This window comes from Rouxiella silvae (genome assembly GCF_002093625.1).
Taxonomy (GTDB): Bacteria; Pseudomonadota; Gammaproteobacteria; order Enterobacterales; family Enterobacteriaceae; genus Rouxiella; species Rouxiella silvae.
Map to the genome: position 1 here is coordinate 93,866 of NZ_MRWD01000002.1, position 26,272 is coordinate 120,137.

General features: G+C 53.8%; 25 protein-coding genes. 17 read left to right on the forward strand and 8 right to left on the reverse strand.

Translation table 11 applies throughout. The features are described 5' to 3' along the window. Window positions 1–31 precede the first annotated feature (31 nt). Window positions 32–394 carry a hypothetical protein gene (locus BS639_RS01505; protein ID WP_055783466.1) on the forward strand — a complete coding sequence of 121 codons (363 nt, stop codon included), beginning with the start codon at window positions 32–34 and terminating at the stop codon, window positions 392–394. Window positions 395–492: 98 nt separating this feature from the next. Here the strand turns inward: BS639_RS01505 and BS639_RS01510 are convergent, their stop codons facing one another. Continuing rightward, window positions 493–684 carry a hypothetical protein gene (locus BS639_RS01510; protein ID WP_055783471.1) on the reverse strand — a complete coding sequence of 64 codons (192 nt, stop codon included), beginning with the start codon at window positions 682–684 and terminating at the stop codon, window positions 493–495. A 430-nt stretch (window positions 685–1,114) separates the two neighbouring features. Here BS639_RS01510 and BS639_RS01515 point away from each other — a divergent pair, with 430 nt between their 5' ends. From BS639_RS01515 to tmaR, 5 genes are all read left to right on the forward strand, one after another. Further along, window positions 1,115–1,855, forward strand: a complete 741-nt coding sequence (locus tag BS639_RS01515) for an IclR family transcriptional regulator (protein WP_055783474.1) — start codon at window positions 1,115–1,117, stop codon at window positions 1,853–1,855. 32 nt (window positions 1,856–1,887) lie between these two features. Beyond that, a complete protein-coding gene (locus BS639_RS01520) occupies window positions 1,888–3,303 on the forward strand; it encodes a YfcC family protein (protein WP_084982054.1) in 1,416 nt (471 codons plus the stop codon). Between the two features lie 24 nt (window positions 3,304–3,327). Then, window positions 3,328–5,187, forward strand: coding sequence for a CocE/NonD family hydrolase (locus tag BS639_RS01525; protein WP_206601143.1), 1,860 nt, complete (start codon window positions 3,328–3,330; stop codon window positions 5,185–5,187). Between the two features lie 103 nt (window positions 5,188–5,290). After that, on the forward strand, window positions 5,291–6,382 hold the full coding sequence (locus BS639_RS01530; protein WP_055783774.1) for an FUSC family protein: 1,092 nt from the start codon (window positions 5,291–5,293) through the stop codon (window positions 6,380–6,382). A gap of 64 nt (window positions 6,383–6,446) precedes the next feature. After that, the gene (gene tmaR, locus BS639_RS01535; protein ID WP_055783482.1) at window positions 6,447–6,779 is read left to right on the forward strand and encodes a PTS system regulator TmaR; all 333 of its coding nucleotides are present in this window, start codon (window positions 6,447–6,449) and stop codon (window positions 6,777–6,779) included. A 78-nt stretch (window positions 6,780–6,857) separates the two neighbouring features. Here the strand turns inward: tmaR and BS639_RS01540 are convergent, their stop codons facing one another. After that, complete coding sequence (locus BS639_RS01540; protein ID WP_055783485.1) at window positions 6,858–7,643, reverse strand: AraC family transcriptional regulator; 786 nt, start codon at window positions 7,641–7,643, stop codon at window positions 6,858–6,860. A 173-nt stretch (window positions 7,644–7,816) separates the two neighbouring features. Here BS639_RS01540 and BS639_RS01545 point away from each other — a divergent pair, with 173 nt between their 5' ends. Genes BS639_RS01545 through fhuB form a run of 3 tightly spaced genes read left to right on the forward strand, consistent with a single transcriptional unit; the run spans window position 7,817 to window position 12,848 of the window. Continuing rightward, window positions 7,817–9,958, forward strand: coding sequence for a TonB-dependent siderophore receptor (locus BS639_RS01545; protein WP_084982055.1), 2,142 nt, complete (start codon window positions 7,817–7,819; stop codon window positions 9,956–9,958). Window positions 9,959–9,960: 2 nt separating this feature from the next. After that, window positions 9,961–10,854, forward strand: a complete 894-nt coding sequence (locus tag BS639_RS01550) for an ABC transporter substrate-binding protein (protein ID WP_158086914.1) — start codon at window positions 9,961–9,963, stop codon at window positions 10,852–10,854. After that, window positions 10,851–12,848, forward strand: coding sequence for a Fe(3+)-hydroxamate ABC transporter permease FhuB (gene fhuB, locus BS639_RS01555; protein WP_084982057.1), 1,998 nt, complete (start codon window positions 10,851–10,853; stop codon window positions 12,846–12,848). The genes BS639_RS01550 and fhuB overlap by 4 nt, the downstream gene beginning before the upstream one ends. On the opposite strand, the gene BS639_RS01560 is transcribed toward fhuB, so the two are convergent. Together BS639_RS01560 and pxpB are read right to left on the reverse strand one after the other, a co-directional pair. Beyond that, window positions 12,836–13,804 (reverse strand): 5-oxoprolinase subunit C family protein, encoded by a 969-nt coding sequence (locus tag BS639_RS01560; RefSeq protein ID WP_084982058.1) that lies wholly within the window; start codon window positions 13,802–13,804, stop codon window positions 12,836–12,838. The two genes, fhuB and BS639_RS01560, sit on opposite strands and share 13 nt — an antisense overlap. Continuing rightward, complete coding sequence (gene pxpB, locus BS639_RS01565) at window positions 13,801–14,517, reverse strand: 5-oxoprolinase subunit PxpB (RefSeq protein ID WP_233427607.1); 717 nt, start codon at window positions 14,515–14,517, stop codon at window positions 13,801–13,803. Before pxpB ends, BS639_RS01560 begins: the two co-directional genes overlap by 4 nt. Window positions 14,518–14,729: 212 nt before the next feature. Between pxpB and BS639_RS01570 the strand changes: the two genes are divergently transcribed. Continuing rightward, window positions 14,730–15,500 carry a LamB/YcsF family protein gene (locus BS639_RS01570; protein WP_084982060.1) on the forward strand — a complete coding sequence of 257 codons (771 nt, stop codon included), beginning with the start codon at window positions 14,730–14,732 and terminating at the stop codon, window positions 15,498–15,500. Between the two features lie 5 nt (window positions 15,501–15,505). Here the strand turns inward: BS639_RS01570 and BS639_RS01575 are convergent, their stop codons facing one another. Further along, on the reverse strand, window positions 15,506–16,468 hold the full coding sequence (locus BS639_RS01575) for a hydroxyacid dehydrogenase (RefSeq protein ID WP_084982061.1): 963 nt from the start codon (window positions 16,466–16,468) through the stop codon (window positions 15,506–15,508). A gap of 174 nt (window positions 16,469–16,642) precedes the next feature. On the opposite strand from BS639_RS01575, the gene BS639_RS01580 reads away from it, so the two are divergent. The 6 genes from BS639_RS01580 (at window position 16,643) to BS639_RS01605 (ending at window position 21,492) form a co-directional block, all read left to right on the forward strand. After that, on the forward strand, window positions 16,643–17,296 hold the full coding sequence (locus tag BS639_RS01580) for a DUF1989 domain-containing protein (protein WP_055783503.1): 654 nt from the start codon (window positions 16,643–16,645) through the stop codon (window positions 17,294–17,296). Next, a complete protein-coding gene (locus BS639_RS01585; RefSeq protein WP_139804024.1) occupies window positions 17,293–18,111 on the forward strand; it encodes an amino acid ABC transporter ATP-binding protein in 819 nt (272 codons plus the stop codon). Before BS639_RS01580 ends, BS639_RS01585 begins: the two co-directional genes overlap by 4 nt. Further along, a complete protein-coding gene (locus BS639_RS01590; protein ID WP_055783508.1) occupies window positions 18,108–18,764 on the forward strand; it encodes an amino acid ABC transporter permease in 657 nt (218 codons plus the stop codon). Before BS639_RS01585 ends, BS639_RS01590 begins: the two co-directional genes overlap by 4 nt. 17 nt (window positions 18,765–18,781) lie before the next feature. Next, on the forward strand, window positions 18,782–19,732 hold the full coding sequence (gene speB, locus BS639_RS01595) for an agmatinase (protein WP_084982062.1): 951 nt from the start codon (window positions 18,782–18,784) through the stop codon (window positions 19,730–19,732). A 142-nt stretch (window positions 19,733–19,874) separates the two neighbouring features. Next, window positions 19,875–20,678 (forward strand): transporter substrate-binding domain-containing protein, encoded by an 804-nt coding sequence (locus tag BS639_RS01600; RefSeq protein ID WP_084982063.1) that lies wholly within the window; start codon window positions 19,875–19,877, stop codon window positions 20,676–20,678. Between the two features lie 142 nt (window positions 20,679–20,820). Beyond that, window positions 20,821–21,492: a GntR family transcriptional regulator gene (locus BS639_RS01605; protein ID WP_055783516.1), complete on the forward strand. Its 672-nt coding sequence runs from the start codon at window positions 20,821–20,823 to the stop codon at window positions 21,490–21,492. Between the two features lie 13 nt (window positions 21,493–21,505). Here BS639_RS01605 and BS639_RS01610 read toward each other — a convergent pair whose 3' ends face one another. Continuing rightward, window positions 21,506–22,465 carry a D-2-hydroxyacid dehydrogenase family protein gene (locus BS639_RS01610; protein ID WP_084982064.1) on the reverse strand — a complete coding sequence of 320 codons (960 nt, stop codon included), beginning with the start codon at window positions 22,463–22,465 and terminating at the stop codon, window positions 21,506–21,508. Between the two features lie 218 nt (window positions 22,466–22,683). Here BS639_RS01610 and BS639_RS01615 point away from each other — a divergent pair, with 218 nt between their 5' ends. Next, a complete protein-coding gene (locus BS639_RS01615) occupies window positions 22,684–23,337 on the forward strand; it encodes a hypothetical protein (protein WP_084982065.1) in 654 nt (217 codons plus the stop codon). A gap of 23 nt (window positions 23,338–23,360) precedes the next feature. Here BS639_RS01615 and BS639_RS01620 read toward each other — a convergent pair whose 3' ends face one another. Both BS639_RS01620 and BS639_RS01625 read right to left on the reverse strand, forming a co-directional pair. Further along, window positions 23,361–24,431: an ABC transporter ATP-binding protein gene (locus BS639_RS01620; protein ID WP_055783522.1), complete on the reverse strand. Its 1,071-nt coding sequence runs from the start codon at window positions 24,429–24,431 to the stop codon at window positions 23,361–23,363. Beyond that, a complete protein-coding gene (locus BS639_RS01625; RefSeq protein ID WP_055783525.1) occupies window positions 24,424–26,193 on the reverse strand; it encodes an ABC transporter permease in 1,770 nt (589 codons plus the stop codon). Before BS639_RS01625 ends, BS639_RS01620 begins: the two co-directional genes overlap by 8 nt. Between the last annotated feature and the right edge of the window lie 79 nt (window positions 26,194–26,272).

Consider the following 26,272-nt stretch of genomic DNA (forward strand, 5'->3'; position numbering starts at 1 on the left):
CTCTGTACATATCATTATGTTGGGGGATGGCATGCTAAAAAAATCATTAATATCAATCATCATCTTATTGGCTTTGCCGTTAACGGCCTCTGCGGCACAGAATTTTCAATGCAGCGTTACGCACAATACAGAAGGTGATGATGGTACGGTTCATTCAGAGCGGATCAGCGCCAATGGTGAATTGACCGACAGTGGCAGCACGTTCTCGATCAGTCCTGAAGGCAAAGGGATCGTTACCAGCCCAGAGCTTAAAACGGTTAAGACGCCCGACGGTGGCAAGATCTTTACCGCTAAAACGATTGATGGAATGGTGTTTGCCAAGTTTGGCGACAGTTATGTTATGCGTAATGCCAAAGAAGGTTACGTGTACTCCGACTGCAAGCCCGCCAGTTAGTGCCGTGCTAAAACAGCTGATAAAATCCACTTTAGATAAAATGAAAAACCCGCACTGGCGGGTTTTTAAATTCAGTGTGCACGCCTTTCAGGCGGCTGTCAGGACGTGAACTTTAACGTCTTCTTGGCATTTTTTGCAGACTCAATCGGGTGCTCCGATTTTAGCCATTCATCAAATTTTGTGTAGGATTCCAAAAATTTCACAAAGTAGGTCACCTCAGTCAATTTTTCGGCGTTGCTGTCCATAAATTTAGAAGCAAGTTTGAAAGCATCTTCATTATCAAACTTCATAAATACACCTCTACTAGATTTGAAAGTCCAAAATGCGATCGATTCAGAATCAGCGCGAATTCTGATTAAGATCAGTGGCCACAAATATATTAGTAACATTATTTAACGCAAAGTTACTTAATTTAAACAGTAACACAGAATATTAACATTTGTGGAAAATTGCATCCTTTTAGAAACGCCCACAAAAAAATTCACCGTACTGTCTTACACCAGCAATATCCCCTCCCGCAGACCAAAACTTATCCCGTTGCCCCGATAAATTCATTGACGCTTCAGCGAACGCATTTTAAGCAGAATAAAACACTGTGAGCAGAGGCGCAGTTGTGATTTGGACACCCTTGTCATCATTCATGAATCGTGTAATGTTTAATTTCATCAAAAATAAAACACCGGTTTGATAGGTGAACCGATTGATATCAAAGGAATTATTATGAGCGATTTGGGCGTCGCCAGCGTTGACAGCGCACTACAGCTTTTGAACTTGCTGGCAGACAAACCCGGCGTGGGGCTGAGCGAGATTGCGCGTCTGAGTGGTATCAATAAGTCCCGCGTTTATCGCCTGCTGTGCACGTTGGAAGCACGTTTTTATGTGCAAAAAAGTGCAGACCCGGTGACCTACCGCCTTGGGCATCAAATTTTGGTGCTTGGTGTGGGAGCACGCAGTCAAAACCTGCTGCTGCAGGCCGCAGAACCCCTGCTCGACAGGCTGAGTGACAGCCTCAATGAAAATTTGCAGATAAGGCTCTGCGAGGGCGAGGAAGTGGTGCAGATAGCGGCAAGAACCTCCAGGCAAACCCTTCAGGTGCGAAGCCTGGTAGGCAATCGCCGTCGATTGGGCGAAGGGCCTTCGGGCAAACTGCTGCTGGCCTATGCTGCACACGACCTACAGGACAAATACCTGCAGCAGTCAGACAATCCCACTCAACTTTCCGCGCAATGGCTGAACATTCGTCAACAACGGCTGGCGCGATCCGCAGGTGAACTTACTCCCGGGGTTTGGGCGTTTGCCGTGCCTATTTTCGACAGCCAGCGTCGTTGCATTGCTTCGCTGAGCCTCAGCGCCCCGGTGCAGCGCGCTGAAATTAACGCGGACAATATTATTGCGCAACTCACTCAGGCGGCGGCAGAAATTTCGAGCCAGCTCGGCTGTCCGTCAAACTCAACATTTTAACGGCTGTTTAATCTCAACCAGAGGGCAACACCATGACGGAATCCGGCTTAAAGACCGGCAAGAGCTTCACTCCTGCAAAGCAAATGAACCCGACGCTAGTTTTGCTGTTTATTGTCGTGATTGCGGTGGTGATGACCTGGATACTCAGCGCCGGAGAGTTTCAGCATCAGGGGCAAAAAGTGATCCCTGGCACCTATCAGCAGATTGAAAAACATTTTTCACTGTCGCAGATGATAGGTCTGGGTGAAGCGCCACCGGCGGGCCAGGCTGCACCCGTTGGCATTATTGACGGCATAATGGCGATACCTGCCGGCATTGTAAAACAGGCTGGGCTTATCGTCATGGTGCTGTTTATCGGCGGTATGTTTGGCGTGCTTAATCAGTCTGGGGCCATTGAGTCCTCGCTGGAGCGTTTGCTGGGCGTCACCAAAGGCAATGTTTATTTTTTAGTGCCGACGCTAATGCTAGTTTTTTCAGCAGGAAGCACGTTTATGGGGCTTGCCAAGGAGTACCTGCTGGTGATCCCATTGGTGGTGGCGCTTATGAATCGTCTTGGCCTGCCGAACATTCTTGGGTTGGCCGTAGTCGCGATCGCCGTCAAGGTCGGATATTTGGCGTCGGTGACTAATCCTTATGCACTGTCGATTGCCCAACCGCTGGTCGGGGTACAAATTTTCAGCGGTCTGAGTCTTAGGTTAACCGCCTATGCGCTTTTTATGCTCGTGGGCATCGCGTTTGTGTTGTGGGCGATACGCCGTCACGGCAAGCTTAATCAGGACGTCGAGGTCAGTTTTTCGGTAAAACCTCTGTCACTGCGCCACAGTCTGATGATGACAGCGCTGCTGGTGGGCATTGCGTTTATGGTATTCGCCGCCAATCAGTGGCATTGGAAAAACACACAACTTTCAGCTTACTACCTGTTTTTAAGCATGATTTTTGCACTGATGAGCGGAATGGGGGCCAGTGCCTCAGCGGATGCGTTTGTCAGCGGTATGAAAAAAGTGCTGATTGCCGGTCTGCTGATTGGTCTGGCTACGGCGGTTGAAATCGTGCTGACTCAGGGCCGAGTGATGGACACGATGATCAACGCGCTGGTGAAGTTGGTGGGGCAGCACGGTCCCTACATCTCAGCCTACGGCATGTTTATTTGTCAGTTGTTGCTCGACGTTGTTATCCCTTCGACCTCGGGGCAGGCGGCCGTCACGATGCCTATTCTTGGCCCGCTGGGTCAGCTTACCGGCGTGGCACCGCAGACGACTGTTTTTGCCTTTTTAATGGGCAACGGGCTAACCAACATGATCACGCCGACCTCCAGCGGGCTGCTTATTTTCTTGGCATCCGCGCAGGTGGGATGGACGCAGTGGGCCAAATTTGTGTTACCGCTGTTTCTGATTTTTGCCGCCCTGGCCATTGCGATGCTGACCTTTGCGGTGGCGATTGGCTATTAATACCCCTGTTTTTTGGAAGATTTTATGCAAATTTTAAGAAAAATGATCCTACTTGAGGATGTGATGGTCTGCCTGCGCGACGGTGTGCGTCTTGCCACCGACGTCTACTTGCCGGAGTCAGCTCCCGACAGTGTTTTTCCCGTAGTGATTGAGCGTACGCCGTACAACAAGCGCGGCCAGTCTCGCTCCGAGGTTAATTATGACGGGACGATGATTTCTCGTCTTGAGATGGCTCAGGCTCTGGTTAATCGCGGCTATGCGGTGGTGTTTCAAGACTGTCGCGGCTGCTATGGCTCTGAAGGCGTGTTCACCAAATACACCTCTGAAGGAGTCGACGGCGTTGACACCCTGAGCTGGATTATTGAACAACCCTGGTGCAACGGCGACATCGGTAGCATGGGCCTTTCCTACGCGGCACATACTCAGTTGGCGATGGCCTGCCTTAATCCGCCGGGTCTGAAAACCATGGTGCTCGACTCTGGGGGTTTCCATAATGCGTTTCAGTGCGGCATTCGTCAGGGCGGCGCATTTGAGCTTAAACAGGCCACGTGGGCCTATAAATGGTCGCAGGAAAGCCCGCTGGCCCAGCAGAACCCAGTAGTGCGGCAGGCACTCAAGGAAGAGGATATTGTAAGCTGGTTTGCCAACATGCCGTGGTTCCCCGGACATTCCCCGCTGCGCCACGTTCCCGAGTTTGAAAACTACCTTTTTGAGCAGTGGTCGCAGGGTGAATTTGGCGAGTATTGGCAACAAAATGGCCTCTACGCCGCAGACAGTTTTGCGCTTATCCCTGATGTGCCGGTGCTGTTTATGTCCAGTTGGTACGACGCTTATGTCAGCTCGACGCTCGAAAACTTCGCCGCGTTTTGTGAGAAAAAAACCTCGCCGCAGCGCCTGATCATGGGGCCTTGGCTGCACGGCGATCGTAACGTTACCTTCAGCGGTAACGCCGAATTTGGCACCGCCGCCGCCTTTGACGGCAACGTGGCTGAAGACTGGCTGACCTGTCGCCTTGACTGGTTCGATCGCTGGTTGAAAAGCAGCGTGCAAATTGAGCAAGCGGATCATCAGGTGAGCGTATTTGTCATGGGCGGCGGCGGCGGCGCGAAGAACGAGGCAGGGCGTTTGCTGCACGGCGGTAAATGGCACAGCGGCGAACAGTGGCCGCTTAAAGGCAGTCGCAAAGTCACCTTCTATTTGCACCACGACGGCCAACTTTCCTCTGTCCCAGGGCAAACACAGGCTGCACCGCTGCGCTATTTGGCTGATCCGCACAATCCGGTGCCCACCGTCGGCGGTTCTGTTACGTCAGGTATGCCGGTATTTCAGGGCGGGGCGTTTGACCAGCGCGAGAGTCCCGAATTTTTTGGCACTCGTGGTGATAATTTGCCCCTCAGCGCCCGCGCCGACGTGCTGGTTTTTCAAACGCCGGAGTTGGAGGAGGACCTGCTGGTCGCGGGCGAGGTGACCATCAAACTGTGGATTTCCAGTACGGCACCTGACACCGACTTTACCGCGAAGCTGGTAGACGTTTACCCACCGTCCGAAGATTACCCGCAGGGTTATGCGATGAATATTACCGACGGCATTATTCGCTGTCGCTATCGTCACGGCTGGGATCGGGCGCAAATGCTGACCACCGACGAAATGGTTGAAGTCACCGTGGAGCCTTTTGCCACCTGCAACCTGTTTAAAAAGGGTCACCGTATTCGATTGGATATCGCCAGCAGTAACTTTCCGCGTTTCGACAGCAATCCCAACAGCGGTGAGCCACAGGGGCAGGCAAGACTGAAACAGGTGGCGACCAATCAAGTCTTTGTCGATGCCTCGAGGCCCTCAAGACTCATTCTGAACGTTTTATCTGAAAACGCGTTAATTTCTTGATAAAACCAGAGGATTCCTTGATAAAAGCGGGGTGATCGGCGGGTTCAACTCGGATAAAATAATGCTCTACTATTTATCCGGGTTGAACCAGGCGGTACCGGTTGTGCGTTTAGACAAGAAAATTTCCTCGCTAGATAACCTCATCTACTCCAATTATCGCATTACCCACGGGTTGCGAATGGGGCTGGCGTTTGTTCTCACCTTTATGATAGTCCGTCTGACGCATCTTCCCGAGGCGACCTGGCCGTTAATTACCCTCGTGGTCGTGATGGGCCCGATTTCATTTTGGGGAAACGTGGTACAGCGTGTTTCCGAAAGGATTATCGGCACCGTAGGTGGGTCAATTGCCGGTATGATTGCGCTGTGGCTGGAGCTGTACTCGTTGCCGGTAATGCTTGCCTGGTGTGGGCTGGTGGTATTCGCCAGTGGTTATCTGGCGCTAGGCAAACGCTCTTATGCGGGGCTGCTGCTGGGTGTGACGCTGGCGGTCATAATCGGTGCAGGACCCGGTGAAATGGAAACCGCGCTGTGGCGAAGCGGTGACGTGCTCATCGGCTCGGTGCTGGCGCTGCTTTTTTCCAGCATTTACCCGCAGCGCGCGTTTATTCATTGGCGCATGCAAATGTCTGACTATCTGATGTCGCTCAATAAACTGCACAGCGCTTGGCTTTCGCCCAACATGCTCGAGCGTCCACGTTTACAAAAAAAGCTCAAGCTGGCGATGACGCAGATGATAAAAATGCGCGCACTGCACGCGGCATCAAGTAAAGAGTCACGTATTCAGCGCGAAGTGTTTGATGCTACGCAAACACTTTGCCGTAACCTGCTGTGTACGCTAGAGTTATTGGCTGATGCCTATTGGAGCTCGCGAGAAAGTCATTTTATTATGCTTAACGCCCGCACCCTGCGTCATACGCAACGCTCGATACTTGATTGTCTCGAGAAGCTCAGCCTTCTACTGCGCAATGGCTCGATTGGCGATGAGCTGACTATCAGTAATCAGTTGACCGAATCTGCACAGGAACTGCAAGACCTGATGCAGTCAATGAATCGCGGCAAGAACAACGAAGCGCAAATCTACGGCTACGTCTGGCTCAGCATGCAGGTGACCGAACAGCTTAAATCGTTAGGCGATTTAATCACTATGGCGATGGATAAGCATGAGCCGGTTGTGGTCGCGCAGCCCGAATCCTGATAATCTGTCCGCCATTGCGGGCAGTCAGTAAATGAATCTGTGTAACTTAATCGAAGGTGTAAAAATGGATAATACTACTAAGCCGAGTTTCCAGGACGTTCTGGAGTTTGTGCGTATTTTTCGTCGTAAAAACAAACTTCAACGTGAAATTGTCGATAACGAAAAGAAAATCCGCGATAACCAGAAACGTGTATTACTGCTCGACAACCTGAGTGACTACATCAAGCAAGGTATGAGCATCGACGACGTGCAGGGTATTATTGCCAACATGCGTGGCGACTATGAAGATCGCGTTGATGACTACATCATCAAAAACGCTGACCTGTCGAAAGAACGTCGTGAAATGTCGAAAAAACTGAAAGCGATGGGCGAAATCAAAGCCAACGAAGTCAAGTAATCTGCACTACATTCCTTCCCCAGCGCTTTATCGCGGGGAAGGCCTGGTTAATTCCTCGCCTTAGTTCCTCAAATATCTCTAATTTCTTAAATATCTCTGCGGCGTTTCGCCCAACGACTTCTTAAACATCGAAATAAACGCGCTTGGACTTTGATAACCGAGCTGCTCGGCTATCTTTATGACGTTTGAACCTTGTGCCAGCTGAGAAACCGCTTCTGCAAGCCGTAGCTGCTGACGCCATTTGGCAAACGTCATGCCGGTTTGGTCGCGGAACAGGCGCGCCAGAGTGCGGGAACTGGCCCCTACCTGCGTTCCCCACGCTTCGAGCGTAGCGTTATTATCCGGTGCTACCAGCATCAGTTCGCAGATGTTGCGCAATCTTCTGTCGGTAGGCAGCGGCAGACTGCACACCGAGCTGGGCGGCGGGTTTTTAAATTCATCGAGCAACAGCGGGGCGATCAGTGCGAAGCGTGCAGCGTTTGACGGCGTGCACTCTAACGCCTGTTGCAACGATAAAATCAGCTCATGCTGCAATATGCTGACTTTCATGCTGCGGCAAACTGGGCCGAACTGCCGCGCGGTATGCGGGTCCAGATACAGGCTAAAGGTGTGCGTATGCCCCAACGCATGAAACTCGTGCGCAATGTCTGGCGCAATCCAGATAGCGCGATAGGGGCCAAGCGTCCACGACGCTTCCGGCGTTAACACACGCAGCACTCCGGTGGTGCAGTACAACAGCTGGGCCGCTTCGTGCGCGTGCCAACTTTCGCGCGTATTCGTTGCATAGGGCTGCACCCGCACCCGCATAATCGGGCTGCTGACGGGGTATTCAAGGCCATAGCCTTTTCGCCAGATTTTGTCCATTTTCAACAATCGCTCGCCAATTAAGGGTTATTTGCCGTTTTTTGTCCGTTTTAAGCTATTTCAACACCTACTGTCGTTTTCCTGCTCGTCGGCCTCTATTAAATATAAACTTAATGATTATCATTTGTATTCTAATTTTATTGAATCATTTGTCTATTCCGGGGTTTTCGACTATGCAGGGTCATCGTGGGTTCAGACTTAAGCCTTTAAATGCAATGCTGTCTTTGTTGTTTATTTCTTCAAATTTTGCAGCGCCGAGTGCCCATGCAGTAGCACAAAATGCTTCAGGCGATACTATTCAAATCAATGCAACCAATAATGTTGCGCCTGACGATCAAACCAGCGATCTGTACAACTATGTTGCCAAAGACGCGACGGCTGCTACCAAGCTCGCTATTCCGCTCATGCAAACCACCCAGAGCGTTTCAGTGATTACTCAGGCGCAAATTAATGCGCAGGGAGCCAAAAATGTCTCTCAGGCACTGCGCTACAATGCGGGCGTTCTTTCGGAGGTGGGCGGTGCCGATTACCGTTTTGACACCGTCTATATTCGCGGTTTCCAGGCCGATGAGTATCTTGACGGGCTGCGCCTGCCGACAGTGACCTACTGGGCGCGTCCCAATTTCGATGCCTACATGCTGGACCGTATTGAAGTGCTCAAAGGGCCAAGCTCAGTGCTGTACGGGCAGAGTAATCCGGGCGGGGTGGTCAATTTAGTCAGTAAGCGACCGACCGCGGATCCAATACACGAGGTTTATGTCACGTTAGGTAATCACAACGACCGTGAAGCGGGCATCGATCTTTCTGGAGCCTTGGACAATGACGAGCATTGGCTAGGTCGCCTCACCGCCAGCGGCTCTAAAAGTGACACGCAGGTCGATTACACTCAATATGAGCACTACGACATTGCGCCCTCTCTGACCTGGAAGCCCAACGACAATACCTCGTTAACGTTCCTCAGCCAGTTCCGTCGCGATCCTGATGCCGGATTCTTCAACCAACTGCCGGTCGTTGGAACGCTGGTTAGCAGCCCGAATGGCAAAATACCCACCGGTTTCTACGGCGGCCAGCCGGGACTCGACAGCTATACTCGCAAACAGGCCAGTATCGGCTATCAGTTTGAACATCATTTTGACGATGTCTGGACCGTGCGCCAGAACCTGCGCTATTTGGCTAGCAGCAGTGATTACACCATGACGTATCCGTTTGGCAACGTGGCAAACAGTTCCTACGTTGATCGCTACACGTTTCTCGATCAGGAGAGCCTGAAAGCCTTTGATGTGGATACTCAGGCGCAGGCGAAATTTGATACCGGTCCTGTTAACCACACCCTGCTGTTTGGCGTGGACTATGTGCATGACGACCTGCGTGAAAACAGCGGTTCGGGCGTGGCGTCACCGATTGATTATCTTAATCCTGACTACAGCGCGCCGGTTGCTCGACCAGACTATACCGCACATCAACGGCTGTTCATGACACAGACCGGTTTTTACGCCCAAGATCAAATGAAGTGGCAGAAGTGGATCTTTAACGTTGCCGGTCGTTATGATCAGGCACAAACACGCACCACCACCTACGAAACCGGCAGCCGCAGGGAGCTTAACAACTACGCCACCACAGGCCGCACCGGTTTGATGTACCAGTTCGACAGCGGTTTTGCGCCTTACGTCAGCTATGCTACCTCGTTTGAACCTCTGGTTGGCACGACTTTCGCAGGCAATGCGTTTAAACCGACGAAGGGAAAACAGTCCGAGATTGGGCTTAAATATCAGCCGAAATCTATCGATGCGCTGTTTACTGCCTCACTGTTTAACCTGACGCAAACCAATGTGGCAACCGCAGATCCGGACCACGTCAACTACACCCTTCAGACCGGTGAAGTGCGATCAAAAGGTCTGGAGCTGGATGGGAAAGTCAATATTACGCCGGACTGGCTTGTCAGCGCCAACTACGCCTACACCTCCCCGGTCGTTACCTCCTCTAACGACGGTAACGAAGGCAAAGTGGCGGTGAGCATTCCGCGCCATACCGGCACGCTGTGGACGCAGTATTCGCTGCATGGCCTGCTTGAAGGCTTAACAGTGGGCGGCGGGGCGCGCTATGTTGGCACCGCCTATGCTAACAGCGAAAATACGCTGAAAGTACCGGCCGCAACGGTGTATGACGCAATGGCGCGCTATCGCTGGAAAGCCTGGCAAATCGCGTTCAACGTTCAGAACCTGACGGACAAGGTGTATGTCAACACCTGTCAGGATAACGGCTGTCACTACGGCCTGCGTCGCCAATATCTGACTACCCTTAGCTATCAATGGTAAGAATGAATCGTCGTCATTTTTTGCACCAGGCCCTGACCCTGAGCGCGGCACTCTCCCTGCGCTCTGGGTGGGCCAGCGCCGGACAGACCGCCGCACCGCGCTGGATTGTCATGAATTGGGGATTTACTGAAATGGCGCTGTCCCTCGGGATAGTGCCGGTGGGGGTTTCTGCGCCCGCATGGTATCGGCGGCTCTATGCTGCGCCCGCGTTGCCTGCGCAGGTCACCGATGTCGGGCTGCTTTATCAGCCTAATTTCGAAACCTTGCGCGATTTGCACCCTACGCTAATGATTATTACCCCAGCTCACGGCATGGCTCGTGCGCAGCTTGCGACTATTTCACCCCTGCTAACCCTTGACAACAACAGCAAAACGCCGCTTGTACAGGCGATGAAAAACCTACAGCAAATGGCGGCAGCGCTGGGTCGGCCAGAGCGCAGTCAGCGGCTGATTGACCAGGCCAATGCGCGTTTCGAGCAGCTCAGCCAGACTGTCGCGCCGTATAAAGACACCGCAGTCTATTTGGTTCACGCCGTTGACGTGCTGCACGTTGCGCTGTTCAGCCACGGCAGTTTGTTTGACGCTGTGCTACAGCGCCTGGGGTTGAGCAACGCCTGCACCATGAAGGGAGGACCCGAAGGCGCGGTGCTGACCACGCTCGACAAGCTGGCGACCGCCAAGCCGGGCACCGTGGTGTTGCTGCCGTCCTATCCGCAGGTTGATGACCGCGAGGTGCTCAACTCACGGCTGTGGCAAAGTCTCGGCATGTTGCACGCCAGCAATATTGTGCACATGCCGACAGGACTCGACCCCTCTGGTGGCGTACAAACCGCTGTACGCTTTGCCGAATTTTTGGTGAAGGGGCTCGTCAAACTGGCGAAGGAAACACGTAGATGAAAGAGCCAACGGGTTGGATAACGCCTGCGAGTTTATGCGCAGTACTGTATTCGACCGCATTTATTTTATGCCTGCAGCAGCTTATTGACCTGCTGCCCATCGCACTGTGGCGTGTTGTATTTTTCAATCAGCCACTGTTGGCCAGCGTTCAAGAGGTTATTGTTCACGACATGTGGCTGCCTCGTCAGCTCATGGCGTTGCTGTGCGGTGTCGTTCTGGCGTTCACCGGCGTGGTGATGCAGCAGGTATTGCGAAATCCGCTGGCGGATCCGATGACGCTGGGTGTGGCCTCGGGTGCCACGCTGACTCTCACGCTAGCCAGCATTCTTGCCCCAGCCTTGTGGGTGGCTGCCCGAGAGTGGATTGCTCTGGTGGGATCGCTGGTGGCGATGGCGACGGTATTTATGCTCTCGTCGCGGCAGGCCTTTTCACCACTGGCGCTCATTCTGGCGGGGATGCTGGTCAACCTTTATTGCGGTTCGGTCACCTTATTATTGTCGGTAATTTATGACCGTTCGCTGGCGGCTATTTATATTTGGGGCGGTGGTTCGCTGGTGCAGCAGAATACCGATGAGCTGCTGTGGCTGCTGCCGAGGCTGCTGGTGTGCCTCGCTCCTGTCATGTTGCTGCTGCGGCCGCTAAGGCTTATGACCTTAAACGAGCAGGTGACACGATCGCTTGGCATGTCGCCGGGACGGGTGCGCGGCATCGTGTTGGTGGCGGTATTGGCCATGAGCAGCCTGATTATCAGCAGCGTCGGCGTCATTGGATTTATTGGTTTGGCTGCGCCACATTTGGCGAGTATGGCGGGGGCGAAAAGCCTGCGCCAGCGTGTAGTTTGGTCACCCGCCCTGGGGGGCGGCCTGCTGTGGCTAACTGATCAACTGGTGAGTCGCATGAGTGGCATCAACGGTATGCTGCTGCCGACCGGCATGATGACCGCGCTGGCAGGCGGCCCGCTGTTACTGTTTTTTTTGCCGCGCGTGCGTAATCTTTCAGTGCAGGTGCTGCGCGAAAAGTCGGGCATGTTACAGCCGGCAACTGGACATCCTCGCTACGGACTGGCGCTGATATTACTGCTGGCAGGCCTGTTTGTGTCACTGGATTTGGGGCGCAGTTTACAGGGCTGGTACTGGGCAAGTTGGCACCAACTGCTGCCATTATTGCCTTTTCGCCTGCCGCGCATGATAGCAGCACTGGCAGCCGGTGTGCTGCTTGCCGGAGCAGGAGTGCTTATGCAGCGTTTGACCGCCAATCCGATGGCCAGTCCTGAGTTGCTCGGGATAGGTGCGGGGGCCTCGCTTGGCGTGACGTTGATGCTGCTGCTCGCGCCGCTCAGCGGGATTTTCGGCATGATGCTCAGCAGCAGTATCGGTGCCTTTGTGACGTTACTTATCACGCTGTGGATAGGCCGTCAGGGCAGTTTTAATCCGCAGCGAGTAATGCTCAGCGGATTGGCAATTACGGCAATTTTTCAATCGGTGGCTGGCGTGGTGATGGCCAATAATGGACTGGCAGGCAATATGCTGCGCCAGCTAATGACCGGCTCGACCTATTATGTCAGCACCATTGCTGCCGTTGCTGCGATGCTGCTTGGCGTGCTGTTGCTGTCGATGACCCCGTTAGTACGGCGTTACTTATTACTGTTGCCGCTGAACGAGGTGGCGTCCTCACTGGGTCTTGGCGTGTCGAAAGCGCGTATTTTAGTATTGATTCTCGCGGCGGCTATGACCGGCGTTGCCACACTCATCGTTGGGCCGCTGTCTTTTGTTGGTCTGCTGGGGCCGCATATCGCCCGCCGACTCGGCGGCAGAAAACCGCTGGCTCAGCTGTTACTGGCCGTAGTGATTGCCGCCGTTCTCATGGTGATTGCCGACTGGATGGGGCGCAATCTTCTCTATCCTCGGCAAATCCCCGCTGGACTGATGGCGACCCTGCTGGGCGGCCCCTGGCTAGCAGTATTACTGTATCAGAAGCAGCATCAAGCTGGCTGAGCAGCCTCACGCAGCGTGTTCAACCAGGCATCAAGCAGTGCCTGGCGACCGGCCCACAGTGATTCGGCTTTCTCCACGCTGACCGTTTCAAACCGCAGCCTGTCGCCAGGTTTAGCCTGCCCAAGTCGAGCGAGATCCGCACGGATCACAGTGGCAATTTTCGGGTAACCGCCAGTGGTTTGTCGGTCATTCATGGCAACGATCGGTTGCCCATTGCCGGGGATCTGAATACTGCCACGCGCGATAGCATCGGAAATGATATTAAAACCTTTACTGTGGGCAAGCGGGTCGCCGGTCAGTCGATATCCCATCCGATCGCTTTGTTCGCTAACACGATACTCATTACTCAGAAATTGACCTAGGGCCTGCGCGTCAAAGTGGTCGTCTTGCGGACCGGCTATCACGCGGATCGGACGCCGTTCGCGCTGTGGCATCGGGCGCTGTTGGGGTTTACTGCACCGGTCTGGCGTAAATGAAGAGGATAAGTTTAACGCCAGCCAGTCGCCTTTTTGCAACTGACGGCCGTTGAACCCCCCCAGTCCGGCACGCATCAGGGTGGAGACGCTGCCCATCACCGGTTGAACCTTAAACCCGCCCGCCACGGCCAAATAGCCTCTGGCGCCGCTCAGTGCGCGCGTTATCCGCAGCGTGCTGCCGGGCAGTAGTGTTAGGCGGTGATAGGGCGCGACGGCGATGTCGTCAACGGTAAGCGCCATGTCCCCCGTGACGGCAAAAATGCACGGGCTGGAGCCGATTAGCCGCAGCGTAGCACCCGTCAATGTAAACTCCAGTGCGCCGGTGTTAGCGTCATTGCCGACCAGCGCATTGGCGATGGCAAAGCTCATCTCGTCCATTGCACCCGAAGGCGGTACGCCGCACGCTTCAAAGCCAAAACGACCCAAATCCTGCAGGCTGGTAAATAAACCGGGGGATAACACCTCAAAACCGTTGTTCATTGCCACGTCCATTCGGGTAAATAGTCAGTTTTGGCCTGTAAATGCGTGTACTCCTCAACGCCAATGGCGGTGAAGCAAATGCGGTCACCGGCGCTGAAAAGAAAAGGCTCTGCGCGCTCAGGGGCAAAGCTGCGCACCGGCGTGCGGCCAATCAGGTGCCAGCCGCTGGGGGCTTCAACGGAGCCGACGGCGGTTTGCATGCCACCAATACTGATGCTTCCGGCCGGAACTTTAAGCCGCGGTGATTCGCGGCGCGAGGTGTGCAGCAGCGGATCGAGACCGCCGAGGTAGGCAAAGCCAGGCATGAAGCCAATCATGTAAACGCGATACGAACCCGCCACGTGACGCTCCACCACCTCTTGCGGACTTACCCGGTGCGTTTGCGCAAGCCATTCGAGGTCCACGCCCTGTGCGCCGCCGTAGTTAACCGGAATAGTCCAGATTTTTACCGGATCTGCTTCGCCATCGGGTTGCGATAGCAGGACGTTGAGGGTTGCAACCAGCGCAGACTGCTGCGTTTTGGTGGAATCGTATCCCACGGTGAGTGCCCGATAGGTGGGAACCAGCGACGTGACGCCAGCCACAGCGCCTTGACGAACGCGCGATGCCAGCGCAGTCACGCGGGCATTAATCACCTCATCAATCACATCACCAAAGTCTACGGTGACCGCCTGATCGGCAATCGGCAGAATTCGCCACGGGATTTCGTTCACTTCGCCTTTCTCCTGTTTAGTACTTTTTAAAACACTTTTAATATGGAATACTTTTGGCATACCAATGGTGTGCTGTCAATACATCCACAATGTGGCCGTACTCTTGCATCATCTCATCAGCCGAGTTTTATCGAACACCTTGCATCGACTACATTTCATCAACTATGACAGGCAAGAACAGTGCCAACACTTTTATCAGCCGGAGAAAGAAAATGTTAATCGACCTCAATAGCGATATGGGCGAAAGCTTTGGTGCCTGGAAAATGGGCGAAGACAGTGAAATGCTCGGCATTGTCACGTCCGCCAATATCGCCTGCGGCTTTCACGCGGGCGATCCTGACGTCATGTTCAACACCCTTGGCGAAGCAAAGGCCAACGGCGTTGGCGCTGGAGCGCACCCAAGTTTTTTAGATATTCAAGGGTTTGGCCGTCGGCAGATTTTAGGTGAAACGCCCGCACAGATTGAGCGGCAGATTATTTATCAGATTGGTGCCCTGAAAGCCTTGGCTGAAAGTATGGGCTATCCGCTACAGCATGTGAAAACCCACGGCGCGATGGGCAACATGGCGGCGGAAGACCCTCAGCTTGCCATGGCGGTGGCGCGGGCGATTTATGCCGTCGACAGGGAGCTGATTATGGTGGTGATGCCCGGCATGGAAACCGAAAAGGCCGCCGAGAAATTGGGGCTAAAAGTCGTGCGCGAGATCTATGCCGATCGCGCCTACACCGAGAGCGGGGCGCTGGTTTCACGTAAGCTTGCTGGCGCAGTCATCCACGATGCACACCAAGCGGCGGAAAGGGTGATGACAATGCTCGAGAGCCAAGCAATTATCACCCTTGATGGCAAAAAGTTACCGACGCGCATTGACAGTATTTGTGTGCACGGCGATACCCCCGGCGCGGTAGACATGGCGCGCCAACTGCGGTCATTGCTGGAAAGTAACGGCCTGACGTTGGCGCCGATGGCGAAGGTTATCGCCTGAGCAGGCTAGCGCCGCCGCGTTTCCCAAATCTGTGGATTAAGCAGCGACAGCGGAGCGCGGTCATTGATGACGTCAAGCACCCCAGCAACCGCGGCACTGGCCATGCGCATCAAGGCCTGTTCCGTTGACGCTGCGGCATGCGGGGTTAGCACCACGTTGGGCAATTGAGTGAGCGGGCTCGATGCGGACAGGGGTTCAACCGCAAAAACGTCAAGACCGGCACCGGCAATTTCGCCGTTTTGCAGGGCCGCAATCAGCGCCTCTTCGTCTATTAGCGCGCCGCGACTGGTATTGATCAGATAAGCCGAAGGTTTCATCATGGCAAGCTGTATCGAACCAATCATCTTCTGCGTCTCGGGCAGCGAAGGCGCATGCAGAGACACGATATCGCTGGTGGTGAGGAGCATTTCGAGGCTGGCGGCTTTTTCCAGCCCCAGCGCGGCCAGCTCTTGGGCACTGCTTCGCGACAATACCTGTACTCGCATTCCTAGACTGAGCGCGAGTTTGGCGGTCAGTTGACCAATTGCGCCAAATCCGACCACCCCTAGCGTCGCGCCGAAAAGCTCCCGTAGGCCACCCTCAAAGCGAAAAGAAAATGCCCCTTTACGCACCGCACTGTCCGCCGCAGGCAGGCGTTTGGTCAGCGCGAACATCAGGCCTATAGCATGTTCTGCCACCGATCGGTTGTTGGTTCCAGGGGTGTTGAACACCGCAATGCCTAAATCCGTGGCGGCCGTGAGGTCAATACCGTCGATACCCACGCCGTGAACGCCAATTGCCCGAAGGTTAGGCAGCTGCACCATTCTGGTGCGCGAAAATTGACCACTGCGGTATATCGCCGCGACCACATTCTCTGCCACTGCGCTGTTGCAGGCCTCCTCACCAACCCACGGTTCGACGCCATATTCCCTTAGTGTTTGCAAGCCGCTGACGTGGATCGGCTGGGGGATAAGACAAAGTTTGTTCATTTTTTCGCTCTTTTCTCAGGAATATTTTTCATTCTTTTTAATGGAGGTTTTTAAATCATTTCGCCTAAAAAGTGTGCTTGGCATTTTAATTGCATTTCTTGTGTATACCAAAGGAATTCCAACTTTGGATGCCAAAAAGTAACAGCACTGTTTTTTTATAGCGAGAGGAATTGTATGACCGCCATAAACGACTCATCTCTGTCCAATTTTGTATTGGATGCAACACGCGGTACCGCCGTAGCATTACGCAAGGGCCAGGTGTTAAGCATTACCAATCTCCAGGGAAATCAAGTTGTTGATGCTTGGGCTGTGATGCAGTCTGACCCTTTTGAATATTCGTCCATGGAACACACACGCTCAGTTAACAGCAATCTGTTCTATCAGTTGCAGATGCCGGTGGTCAGTGTTTACCGCCGTGCGATGTTTACACTGGTGGGTGACACCACGCCGGGCCGTCACGACACGTTGCTCTGTCCGTGCAATGCCGCTATCTATCGCGAGTTGGGTTGTACGGAATATCACCGCAGTTGTACCGATAATTTTCACGAGGCCTTAAAAGAGCAGGGCATCACGCTGCCCTTTACGCCCGCCTCACTGAATCTGTTTATGAATGTGCCTATTACAGAAGCCGGTGAGCTGGACCGTGTTCCGCCGCGATCGGTAGCCGGTGATGTTCTGCAACTGCGCGCGGAAGCCGATATCTACGTGGTGCTTTCGGCCTGCCCGCAGGACATCACCCCAATCAATGGCGCACTGCGCCAGCCTGCCGACATTGGGCTTGGCATCTCTAACGACAATGCGAAAAGCGTGCCGGAGGAGGTCAAATGATGGAAACAAATTCCCCGCTGCTGACCATTAAAGAGTTGAACAAAAGTTACGGCGACCTGCACGTGCTGAAAAACGTCGCGCTTGACGTACATAAAGGTGAGGTCGTGTCGATTATCGGCGCCAGCGGTTCGGGCAAAAGCACCTTTTTACGCTGTCTCAATGTAATGGAAATGCCGCAAAGCGGATTTATGAATTTCGACGAGTTCTCCTTTGATTTTCGTGAGGGTGCTCGCGACCAGCCGACCGTCGAGCAGCTGCGCCTGCTGCGTGCACGCATTGGCATGGTGTTTCAAAGCTATAACCTGTGGCCGCACATGACCGTGTTGGAAAACGTCATTGAAGCGCCGTTGCGGGTAAAAAAAATGCCGCGCAAGCTGGCGATTGAGCTGGCCGAAAGCCTGCTCAGCCGAGTCGGGCTGTATGAAAAACGCCACCAATATCCTGCCAAGCTTTCCGGCGGCCAGCAACAGCGCGTCGCGATTGCCCGCGCGCTGGCGATGAAACCGCAGCTGATGCTGTTTGATGAAGTGACGTCGGCGCTAGACCCCGAGCTGGTGGGGGAGGTGCTGTCTCTGATGGCTTCCTTGGCCGACGAAGGGATGACCATGCTGTTGGTGACGCACGAGATTGCCTTTGCCCGCGACGTTTCGTCTCGCGTGGTGTTCTTCGATCAAGGAGTGATGGCCGAAGACGGGCCGCCAAAACAGGTGTTGCACAATCCAGAGAGTCCGCGCCTGCGGCAGTTTCTTAGCCGCATTTTGCATGAAGACATTTTACACGATGAGAGCAGAAGTCTGCCGGGGAGCCAGCCATGAATCAACTCTGGAGTGACATCAACACCTACGGCATGGGGTTTCTGGAAGCGTCCTGGACCGTTTTGCTCATCACGATTTGTACCATCGTGCTGAGTTGGGTATTTGGTTTCATGGCAGTCAGTGCCAAAACCTCATCGGTGAAGCTGTTTCGCGGTATCGGCCGCTTCTACATTTGGTTTATTCGTGGAACACCGGCGCTGATTCAGGTCTTCGTGGTCTATTTTGGTTTTCCACAGATTGGCATTCACCTGTCGCCTTTTGTGGCGGGCGTGCTTGCGCTGGCGATGAACAGCGGCGCATACGTGGCCGAAATAATCCGTTCAGGCCTGAAAGCCATTCCGCGCAGCCAGATGGAGTCCGCTTCGGCGCTGGGCATGAGCAAAGGTGAAATCATGCGCCGCATCGTGCTGCCGCAGGTGTTTCGCATCGTGCTGCCGCCACTGACCAACGAAGCCATCTCAACGCTGAAAAATACTTCGCTGCTGTCGACCATTACCGTTGTCGATATCACGCTGTACGCACAAACCATCATTTCTGCCACCTTCCGCCCGTTCCAGTTTTATATTGCGGCGGCGCTGATTTATCTGCTGCTGACCACGCTGCTTACCGAGCTTTCCGACTGGCTCGAACGTCGTCAGGCGCGCTTTAGCTGATTACTACGAGGTTTTTTATGAGCGTTTTACCGACAGATTCACTTGAAACTCCCCGCTTTTGCGGCGTACCGACCTTTATGCGCCTGCCGATGGCCAGCGATCTCAGCCAATTGGATGCGGCGATTATCGGACTGCCTTCTGACTCGGGTGCGCCGTTTCGCACCGGCGCACGCTTTGGGCCGAATGCAGTGCGCGCGATGTCAATTATGCTGCGCCCGATAAACCCTTATCGTAATGATATCAATGTGTTTGATACGCTGCGCTGTGCCGACGCCGGTGATGCAGCCGTCGTTCCAGGCTATGAAGAGGAGTGCCTGGCGCGCATTGAGCAGGCGGTTTATGCATTATCGAGTGCGGGGGTGGTTCCCTGCGGTATCGGCGGAGACCACTCTATTACCTTGGCCGAGCTGCGCGCCGTAGCCAAGGTGCATGGTCCGCTGGCGCTGGTGCAGTTCGACTCGCACAGCGATACCTGGGACAAATATTTTGCCGACAAGCGTTACAGCGCCGGCACGCCGTTTCGCCGCGCGGTAGAAGAGCAGCTGGTTGACCCGTCCTGTTCTATTCAGGTCGGGCTGCGCGGTTCACTATTTCGTACCTCTGACATTACCCAGTCTATCGACCTCGGTTATGAGGTGTTTACCACCGATCAGATGTTTGAGCTGGGGATAAAAGAGATGGCGCAGCGCATCGCCGAGCGCACCGCTGGTCGTCCTACCTTTATTACCTTTGATATGGATTTTGTCGATCCCGCCTTTGCGCCCGGTGTGCAAACCCCTGAGGCTGGTGGCCCCAGCGCGCGTGAAGCGCTGCTGCTGCTGCGCGCCTTGAAAGGCATCAACATGGTGGGCTGTGACGTAACCGAAATCAGCCCGATGTACGACGGACCAGGGCAAATTACCTCTTTGCTCGGTGCGACGGTAATGGCCGAGCTGTTGGCATTATTGGCCAGTGAACGCGCGGCATAAGTGCGTAGTCAGTATAAACGAGTTGTATAAGAAAGGTTTTGGACCGTTTTAGATGCAGTTTTCGACAGGATTTTAACGGTGTTTTTGACACTATTTTCAACACAGGCGATCTTCTTCCCATCTATAAATTGAGAGTGACATTATGAAAATTAAGCGTTTTCTTAGCATTGCCACCGTTCTCGCTGCGATGGCTACACCTTGGTTTGCAACGGCCGCCGACGGTGCCGGAAAATTGGAACTGCTCACTCCGGGCAAGCTGAGCGTGGCGACCGAAGGGACCGATCCTCCGTTCAGCATGCGCGACCCTAATGGTCAGCTCGATGGCCTGGAGATCCGGGTCATGAAAGAGGTGGCGCGTCGCCTGCATCTGGAATACACGCCGGTGATTACCAAATGGGACTCGATTCTCGTGGGGCTGCAGGCCAACCAGTTTGATATGAGCAGCGCCGCTATGGACATCACGCCTGCGCGTCAGAAGGCAATTGTTTTCTCCGATGGCTGGATTGAGTCAGGCGGTCGCATCATCATTCCTTTGAAATCTGATATAAAATCAGCCAAAGATCTACAGGGTAAACGCATTGGTGCACAGGTTTCTTCAACCTATGCCCAGTTGGCAGTAGACCACGGCGCAACGCTCAAGAACTATATCGACGTGACAGCGGCGGTGCAGGACTTGGCTAACGGCAACATTGACGGCGTCATCAACGACTCTATAGGCAATGCCTATCTGATTAAGGATATGCATTTGCCGCTGACGCAAACGCCTGACTACGTTAGCGTTATTCAGAAAGGTTTTGCCTTTAAAAAGGGCAAACCCAATTTGGTTGCGGCGGTAAACAAGGCGCTGGCGGATATGAAGGCCGATGGCACCTATGCTAAACTCGTCACCCCTATTGTGGGCTTCGATCCGGCACCTAAAGATCCGGTACGCACGCTTCCTCAGTAACTGTGTTATCAGCCATGGCGGGACACAGTCTGATGTTCACTCTGAAAGAGTTCATTTTCAGAGACTTGTCGGGCGCGAGTAAAAGCATGGCAGGCATCCGTGCCTGCCTTTTTTATCAGTCTTGTTAATGTGAAATGACACCATGGATTCTATCAAAAGAGCCTCTGATTTGATTGGTGAGCGTGAGCAGAACCTCAGCACCAAAGCCTACGAAGTGCTGCTGAATATGCTGATTAATCGGGAGTTACCGGTCAATACCGTGCTGCAGGAGCGGCGGCTGGCGGAGCTGCTCAATATTTCACGTACGCCGGTGCGCGATGCGCTTAATCGGTTGGAAAACGAAGGGTTTATTATTCGCACCGGCGGTCGTACACCGGTGGTTAAAGAGTTTTCAATTCGTGAGCTGGTAGAAACGCTGCACGTGCGCCGCACGCTGGAATCGGAAGCGGCCAGTCTGGCTGCAGGGCGAGTTCCCTCTGCCGAACTGGACGCCATTGAGGCCGGAATTCGTAAGCTGTTGGCCGATAGTACCCCAAGCCCGCAGGAGGATTGGGAGATTGACAGTCGCCTGCACAGCGCGCTGGCACACTACAGCGGCAATATGTTGCTGATGCAGTACATTGAAAGCCTGCGTCTTAAAACGCGGATGTTCAACCTGCGTCAGGTTCCTGAGCGCTTTGTGAGCGGACACCATGAACATCTGGAAATTATCGCCGCCCTGCGCAGCGGTGATGCCGACGGAGCACGCGCTGCGGCGGCAAAACATATTGATAACGTTCGCGAAAGCATCGTTCGGCGTTTGAGTCAGCTGTAAACAGTTGCAGACGTTACTGTAGCCGCCGAACCGGTTCACCGGCGATAAACGCCTGGATATCTTCGATGGCTTCATTAAAGTAAATACGATAGTTATCGTCAGTGACATAGCCCAGATGCGGCGTGGCGAGCACGTTGGGCAGGTGACGGTAGGGATGATTGTCGGGCAGTGGCTCAAGGTCGAAAACGTCCAGACCGGCGCCGGCAATCTTTTGCTTAGTCAGCGCGTCAAGCAGGGCTGACGGGTCAACTAGCGCGGCGCGGGACGTGTTAATTAGAAACGCGCCGGGATGCATACAGGCCAGATCGTCGGCGTCGATTATACCGCGACTGCGCTCGCTCAATACCAGATGCAACGAAACAAAATCGCTGTTTTTCAATAATGCCTGCTTCGATTCTGCCAAGGTTACCTTCAACTGGGCCGCACGCTCAGCGGTAAGATTCTGACTCCAGGCAACAACGTTCATGCCAAAAGCCTGACCTATTAAGGCCATTTTCTCGCCAATTTTACCCAGTCCAACCAACCCTAACGTTTTACCGCGCAGGCCAACGCCGAGCGTACTCTGCCACGGGCCGCTGTTGCGTATTGAGCGGTTTTCAACGGTAAGATGGCGCGCCAACCCCAGAATAAGCGCCCAAGTCAGCTCCACCGGCGCATCCGAGCCGCTGCCGGTGCCGCAAACGGTAATTCCCTGCGCCGTTGCAGCTGCCAAATCAATCGATGCATTACGCATTCCTGAAGTGATCAGCAGCTTGAGTTTCGGCAGTCGCGACAATAGCTGTGCGGTAATTGGCGTACGTTCGCGCATAATCACCATAATATCGGCATCCATCAAGGCCTCAACCAAGCGGTCCTGATTCTGAATAGGATTATGTAACGCCACCGTGTCAACCTCTGGTGCCAGCACCGACCAGTCGGCCTGAGACAAAGCGACATTTTGATAATCATCGAGAATAACGCAGCGTAAAGTCATGATCTTTTCCCTGAGGTTGAGACGAGCGTTCAATAAATTAAAATCCATAAAGTTATAGCAGCGCCCGCGTGAGTGTGAAAGTCGAGCCGTAGCCAATAATTGTCACATTGTATGACAATGTGCCTTGATAATGGTTTGCATAAAACTATTCTTTACCTAATCTTTAACGTTATCTTATTGATGTAAGGAATAGATAATCTCACGACACAGGGAATGTTATGCACAGATTGCAAAAAAGACTGCTGCTCTCGGCGGCAGTGTTGGTGCTGGCCGGTTGCCCCGCACCGCCAGATAATCAAATGTGGAAACGCTCAGGCGCGGATCAGGAGACTATTAATACCGAAATGGCCAACTGTGGCTATCCGCAGAATATTGGCGCGCATATTATTAGCCGCAATGATGAAATTCTGCGGTTCCAATGTATGCAGGGAAAGGGCTTTGCTTTCGGCTCGGAGGGCAATCTTTGTCAGTGGATGGAAGACTATCCGGCCTGTGTGGCTAAAAAACAGGGGCATCCGGTGAGTTTGGCTCAGCTGGGAGGGTTACCGTTCAATGAGGACAGAGGATTTCATCCTGCTCCGGCTAACTCCGGGTTGACCGAATATGATTTTGTCACTTGGCGTAAAAAAGGCGCATCGCAGGATTTTAGCCATATCATTGAAAATAAAAGGCTTGCTTTACCGGTGATGTACCAGTGCGGATATCCCCAACCGTTAGGCAGCAGAGAACAGTCGCCCACTATCTCCGCCGCGGCCAAAACGCAGCAATGTATGCAGGAACACGGCTTTGAACCCATTAGCAAAGATAAGATGCTGGTTTGTTGGAATTACCCAAAATTGCCCGCCTGTCACCCATCATTCAGGCCCGTATAAACGGGCCTGAATGAGAGTGAGTATTAAGCTTTCGGGAAAATCCACACGTCCTTGGCCGGCAGCGTCAGGCGGCACAGCGCGGCGTCACGCACGTCTGTGCCATAGGCGCGAATCACAAAGTCATCGGCCTGAGTACGGAACAGATACTCCCAGCGGTCGCCGAGATACATGCTGGTCAGCAGTGCAAGCTGTAGCTGATTATCTTCTGGGCCGTCGGCCAACCGCACCCGCTCGACGCGAATAACTGCCGTACCCTCGGCCCCGGCCTGGACGCCTTCGCCAGCCTTACCCCACAGCACCCAGTCTTTGCCTTCGATTCGCGCCTGGCCGTCACGCACTTCGGTGACTTTACCGTGCAGGCGGTTGTTGCTGCCCATAAACTCGGCAGTGAACAGGCTAGTAGGAGAGCCGTACATTGACTGCGGCGTGCCTTCCTGCTCGATTTTGCCGTTGTTAAGCAGCAAAATTCGGTCGGAAATCGCCATCGCCTCATTCTGGTCATGGGTCACCATCAGTGCCGACAGTCCCAGCTTGATGATTAGCTCGCGCAGGAACACGCGCGCTTCTTCACGCAGCTTGGCATCAAGGTTCGACAGCGGTTCATCGAGCAGAATAACCGGCGGGTTGTAAACCAGAGCGCGGCCAATCGCCACGCGCTGTTGCTGACCTCCGGACAACTGATGCGGATGGCGTTTGCCTAAATGCCCCAAACCGAGCTGGTCGAGCACGCTTTGCACGCGTTGATTGGTCTCGCTTGAGGAGGTTTTACGCAATTTCAGCGGATAGGCCACGTTTTCAAACACAGTTTTGTGCGGCCACAGTGCGTAAGACTGAAATACCAGACCCAGATTGCGCTCCTCGGCTGGAATTTCACTGCGCGCGGTACCGGCATATACCGTATTCTGACCGATAATAATTTTCCCCTGCGTGGGCTTTTCCAGTCCGGCTACTGCGCGTAATAGCGTCGTTTTGCCACTGCCGGAAGGGCCGAGCAGCGAGACCACTTCACCGCGCCTCAGCTCCATCGATACCCCTTTAAGCACCGGATTGTCGCCGTAGGTTAAATGCAGGTTTTCTACCTTCATTTCAATCATGTAATTTAACTCCAAAACGTAAGGCAATCCCCAGACCGAGCACCACCAACAAAATATTGATAAACGAAAGTGCCGCGACGATATCAATTGCACCCGCAGCCCACAGGGACACCAGCATCGATCCGATGGTTTCCGTACCCGGCGACAGGAGATAAACCCCAGTGGAATATTCGCGCTCGAAAATCAAGAACATCAGTAGCCAGGAGCCAATTAACCCATAGCGAGAGAGGGGAATAGTCACGTGGCGCGTAATTTGACCGCGCGTTGCACCGGTGCTGCGTGCCGCTTCCTCAAGCTCTGGCGCCACTTGCAGCAAGGTAGAAGAAATAAGCCGCAGGCCATAGGCCATCCACACCACGGTATACGCCAGCCAGACGCTAAATATGGTGCTGCGCAGGGAACGGAGCCAGACAATAAAGTGTTCGCGCAGCCAGTCGGCCATCGGCAGCACTGAAAACCAGCCGTCTTTGAGCGATTTGTCGAGCCACATCGGGACGAAAAGGAACACCCATAAAAACGCCAGACCGGCCAGCAGCCCCGGCACCGCGCGCGGAACCAGCACACTGTAGTCGAGGAAACGTGTGGAGCTGTCGGGTTTACGGTGCATGGCGATACCAATAAACAGGTAACACACCACAGCCAGCGCGCCGCCGATCACCCCGATGGCCATTGAGTTGACGATGGCCCGCAGCAGGTTTGGCTGCTGCCAGATAGTGCGGAAGGTGTTGAGCGACAGCTCGTCCCATAGAGAAACCCCTACGCCCCAGTTAGAGATAAAGGCGCGCAGCACGACGCCAACCAACGGTACACCGATGGTCACCGTTAACCAAAACACGACCACCGCACCCGCTACCCAGCGCCATTTACCCAATGGCAGGGCGCGTGCCTGCGACGCTTTGCCTTTCATGGTCACAAAACGGTTAGCCGTGCGCATCAATCTGCGCTGTAGCATCACCAGTGGAATAGTGATGCAAATAAGCACCACCGCCACCGCCGCCATCAGATGATACGAAGGTGTGCCGAGCTTATTAGTGAGCTGATACAGATAGGTGGCCAGCACCATGTTGCCTTCCGGGTCGCCCAATACCAGCATCAACCCAAACACTTCCAGCCCGAGGAAGAACAGCAGCACGCCCGCATACAGAATGGAAGGGCGCACCATCGGCAGACTGACTGCGGTCATCACCTGAAGAGGAGAAGCACCGGCAGTTCTCGCTGCCTCTTCCACGTCAGAACCTACGCTGCGCAAGGCTGAAGAGATATAAAGGTAGGCGTGTGGCACGTGGGTTAACCCGGCAATCACGACGATGCTGGACATCGAATAGATGTTCCAAGGCACGAAGCCCAGCAGTGATTCGGCCCAAAGCGAGAAGAAGCCTACCGGTCCGGCGGCAACCACGTAACCAAAACCTAGCACCATTGGCGAGACGAAAATGGGCACCAGAATCAGCGGTTCGATAAAACGTCGTCCGGGGAGATCGGTTCGGACCATCAGAAATGCCAGGATCCCGCCCAGCGGTACGGCAATAATCACCAGTCCGAAAGCCAGAATAAATCCACTTTTCAGTGCCTTGTAAAAGTCAGGGTCGGTAAAAATAAAGGCAAACGACTCCAGACTGAACGCTTTAGAAGGCGAAAAAAACGGTGCGGAAAGGAAACTCTGAATCACGATAAACGACAGCGGGACATAAATAGCCAGCGCCGTGATTACCACCACAATGCCACGCGGCAAGCTTTGCCACTTCCTGCTAAAACTGCTCATAACGAACCCTATATCCGCTAGAAAATCAGCCAGTTAAACCCTTCGCCCAGAAACGGGAGAAGGGGAGGACGGGGAGCAA

What these genes read in the sequence shown, in the direction of transcription:
- BS639_RS01510 (WP_055783471.1), bottom strand. Translation starts at nt 684, where the DNA reads ATGAAGTTTGATAATGAAGATGCTTTCAAACTTGCTTCTAAATTTATG.
- BS639_RS01505 (WP_055783466.1), top strand. Translation starts at nt 32, where the DNA reads ATGCTAAAAAAATCATTAATATCAATCATCATCTTATTGGCTTTGCCG.
- BS639_RS01590 (WP_055783508.1), top strand. Translation starts at nt 18,108, where the DNA reads ATGAATCAACTCTGGAGTGACATCAACACCTACGGCATGGGGTTTCTG.
- BS639_RS01610 (WP_084982064.1), bottom strand. Translation starts at nt 22,465, where the DNA reads ATGACTTTACGCTGCGTTATTCTCGATGATTATCAAAATGTCGCTTTG.
- BS639_RS01550 (WP_158086914.1), top strand. Translation starts at nt 9,961, where the DNA reads ATGAATCGTCGTCATTTTTTGCACCAGGCCCTGACCCTGAGCGCGGCA.
- BS639_RS01520 (WP_084982054.1), top strand. Translation starts at nt 1,888, where the DNA reads ATGACGGAATCCGGCTTAAAGACCGGCAAGAGCTTCACTCCTGCAAAG.
- tmaR (WP_055783482.1), top strand. Translation starts at nt 6,447, where the DNA reads ATGGATAATACTACTAAGCCGAGTTTCCAGGACGTTCTGGAGTTTGTG.
- BS639_RS01615 (WP_084982065.1), top strand. Translation starts at nt 22,684, where the DNA reads ATGCACAGATTGCAAAAAAGACTGCTGCTCTCGGCGGCAGTGTTGGTG.
- BS639_RS01585 (WP_139804024.1), top strand. Translation starts at nt 17,293, where the DNA reads ATGATGGAAACAAATTCCCCGCTGCTGACCATTAAAGAGTTGAACAAA.
- BS639_RS01515 (WP_055783474.1), top strand. Translation starts at nt 1,115, where the DNA reads ATGAGCGATTTGGGCGTCGCCAGCGTTGACAGCGCACTACAGCTTTTG.
- BS639_RS01580 (WP_055783503.1), top strand. Translation starts at nt 16,643, where the DNA reads ATGACCGCCATAAACGACTCATCTCTGTCCAATTTTGTATTGGATGCA.
- BS639_RS01545 (WP_084982055.1), top strand. Translation starts at nt 7,817, where the DNA reads ATGCAGGGTCATCGTGGGTTCAGACTTAAGCCTTTAAATGCAATGCTG.
- BS639_RS01540 (WP_055783485.1), bottom strand. Translation starts at nt 7,643, where the DNA reads ATGGACAAAATCTGGCGAAAAGGCTATGGCCTTGAATACCCCGTCAGC.
- speB (WP_084982062.1), top strand. Translation starts at nt 18,782, where the DNA reads ATGAGCGTTTTACCGACAGATTCACTTGAAACTCCCCGCTTTTGCGGC.
- BS639_RS01575 (WP_084982061.1), bottom strand. Translation starts at nt 16,468, where the DNA reads ATGAACAAACTTTGTCTTATCCCCCAGCCGATCCACGTCAGCGGCTTG.
- BS639_RS01600 (WP_084982063.1), top strand. Translation starts at nt 19,875, where the DNA reads ATGAAAATTAAGCGTTTTCTTAGCATTGCCACCGTTCTCGCTGCGATG.
- fhuB (WP_084982057.1), top strand. Translation starts at nt 10,851, where the DNA reads ATGAAAGAGCCAACGGGTTGGATAACGCCTGCGAGTTTATGCGCAGTA.
- BS639_RS01605 (WP_055783516.1), top strand. Translation starts at nt 20,821, where the DNA reads ATGGATTCTATCAAAAGAGCCTCTGATTTGATTGGTGAGCGTGAGCAG.
- BS639_RS01620 (WP_055783522.1), bottom strand. Translation starts at nt 24,431, where the DNA reads ATGATTGAAATGAAGGTAGAAAACCTGCATTTAACCTACGGCGACAAT.
- BS639_RS01570 (WP_084982060.1), top strand. Translation starts at nt 14,730, where the DNA reads ATGTTAATCGACCTCAATAGCGATATGGGCGAAAGCTTTGGTGCCTGG.
- BS639_RS01625 (WP_055783525.1), bottom strand. Translation starts at nt 26,193, where the DNA reads ATGAGCAGTTTTAGCAGGAAGTGGCAAAGCTTGCCGCGTGGCATTGTG.
- BS639_RS01560 (WP_084982058.1), bottom strand. Translation starts at nt 13,804, where the DNA reads ATGAACAACGGTTTTGAGGTGTTATCCCCCGGTTTATTTACCAGCCTG.
- BS639_RS01525 (WP_206601143.1), top strand. Translation starts at nt 3,328, where the DNA reads ATGCAAATTTTAAGAAAAATGATCCTACTTGAGGATGTGATGGTCTGC.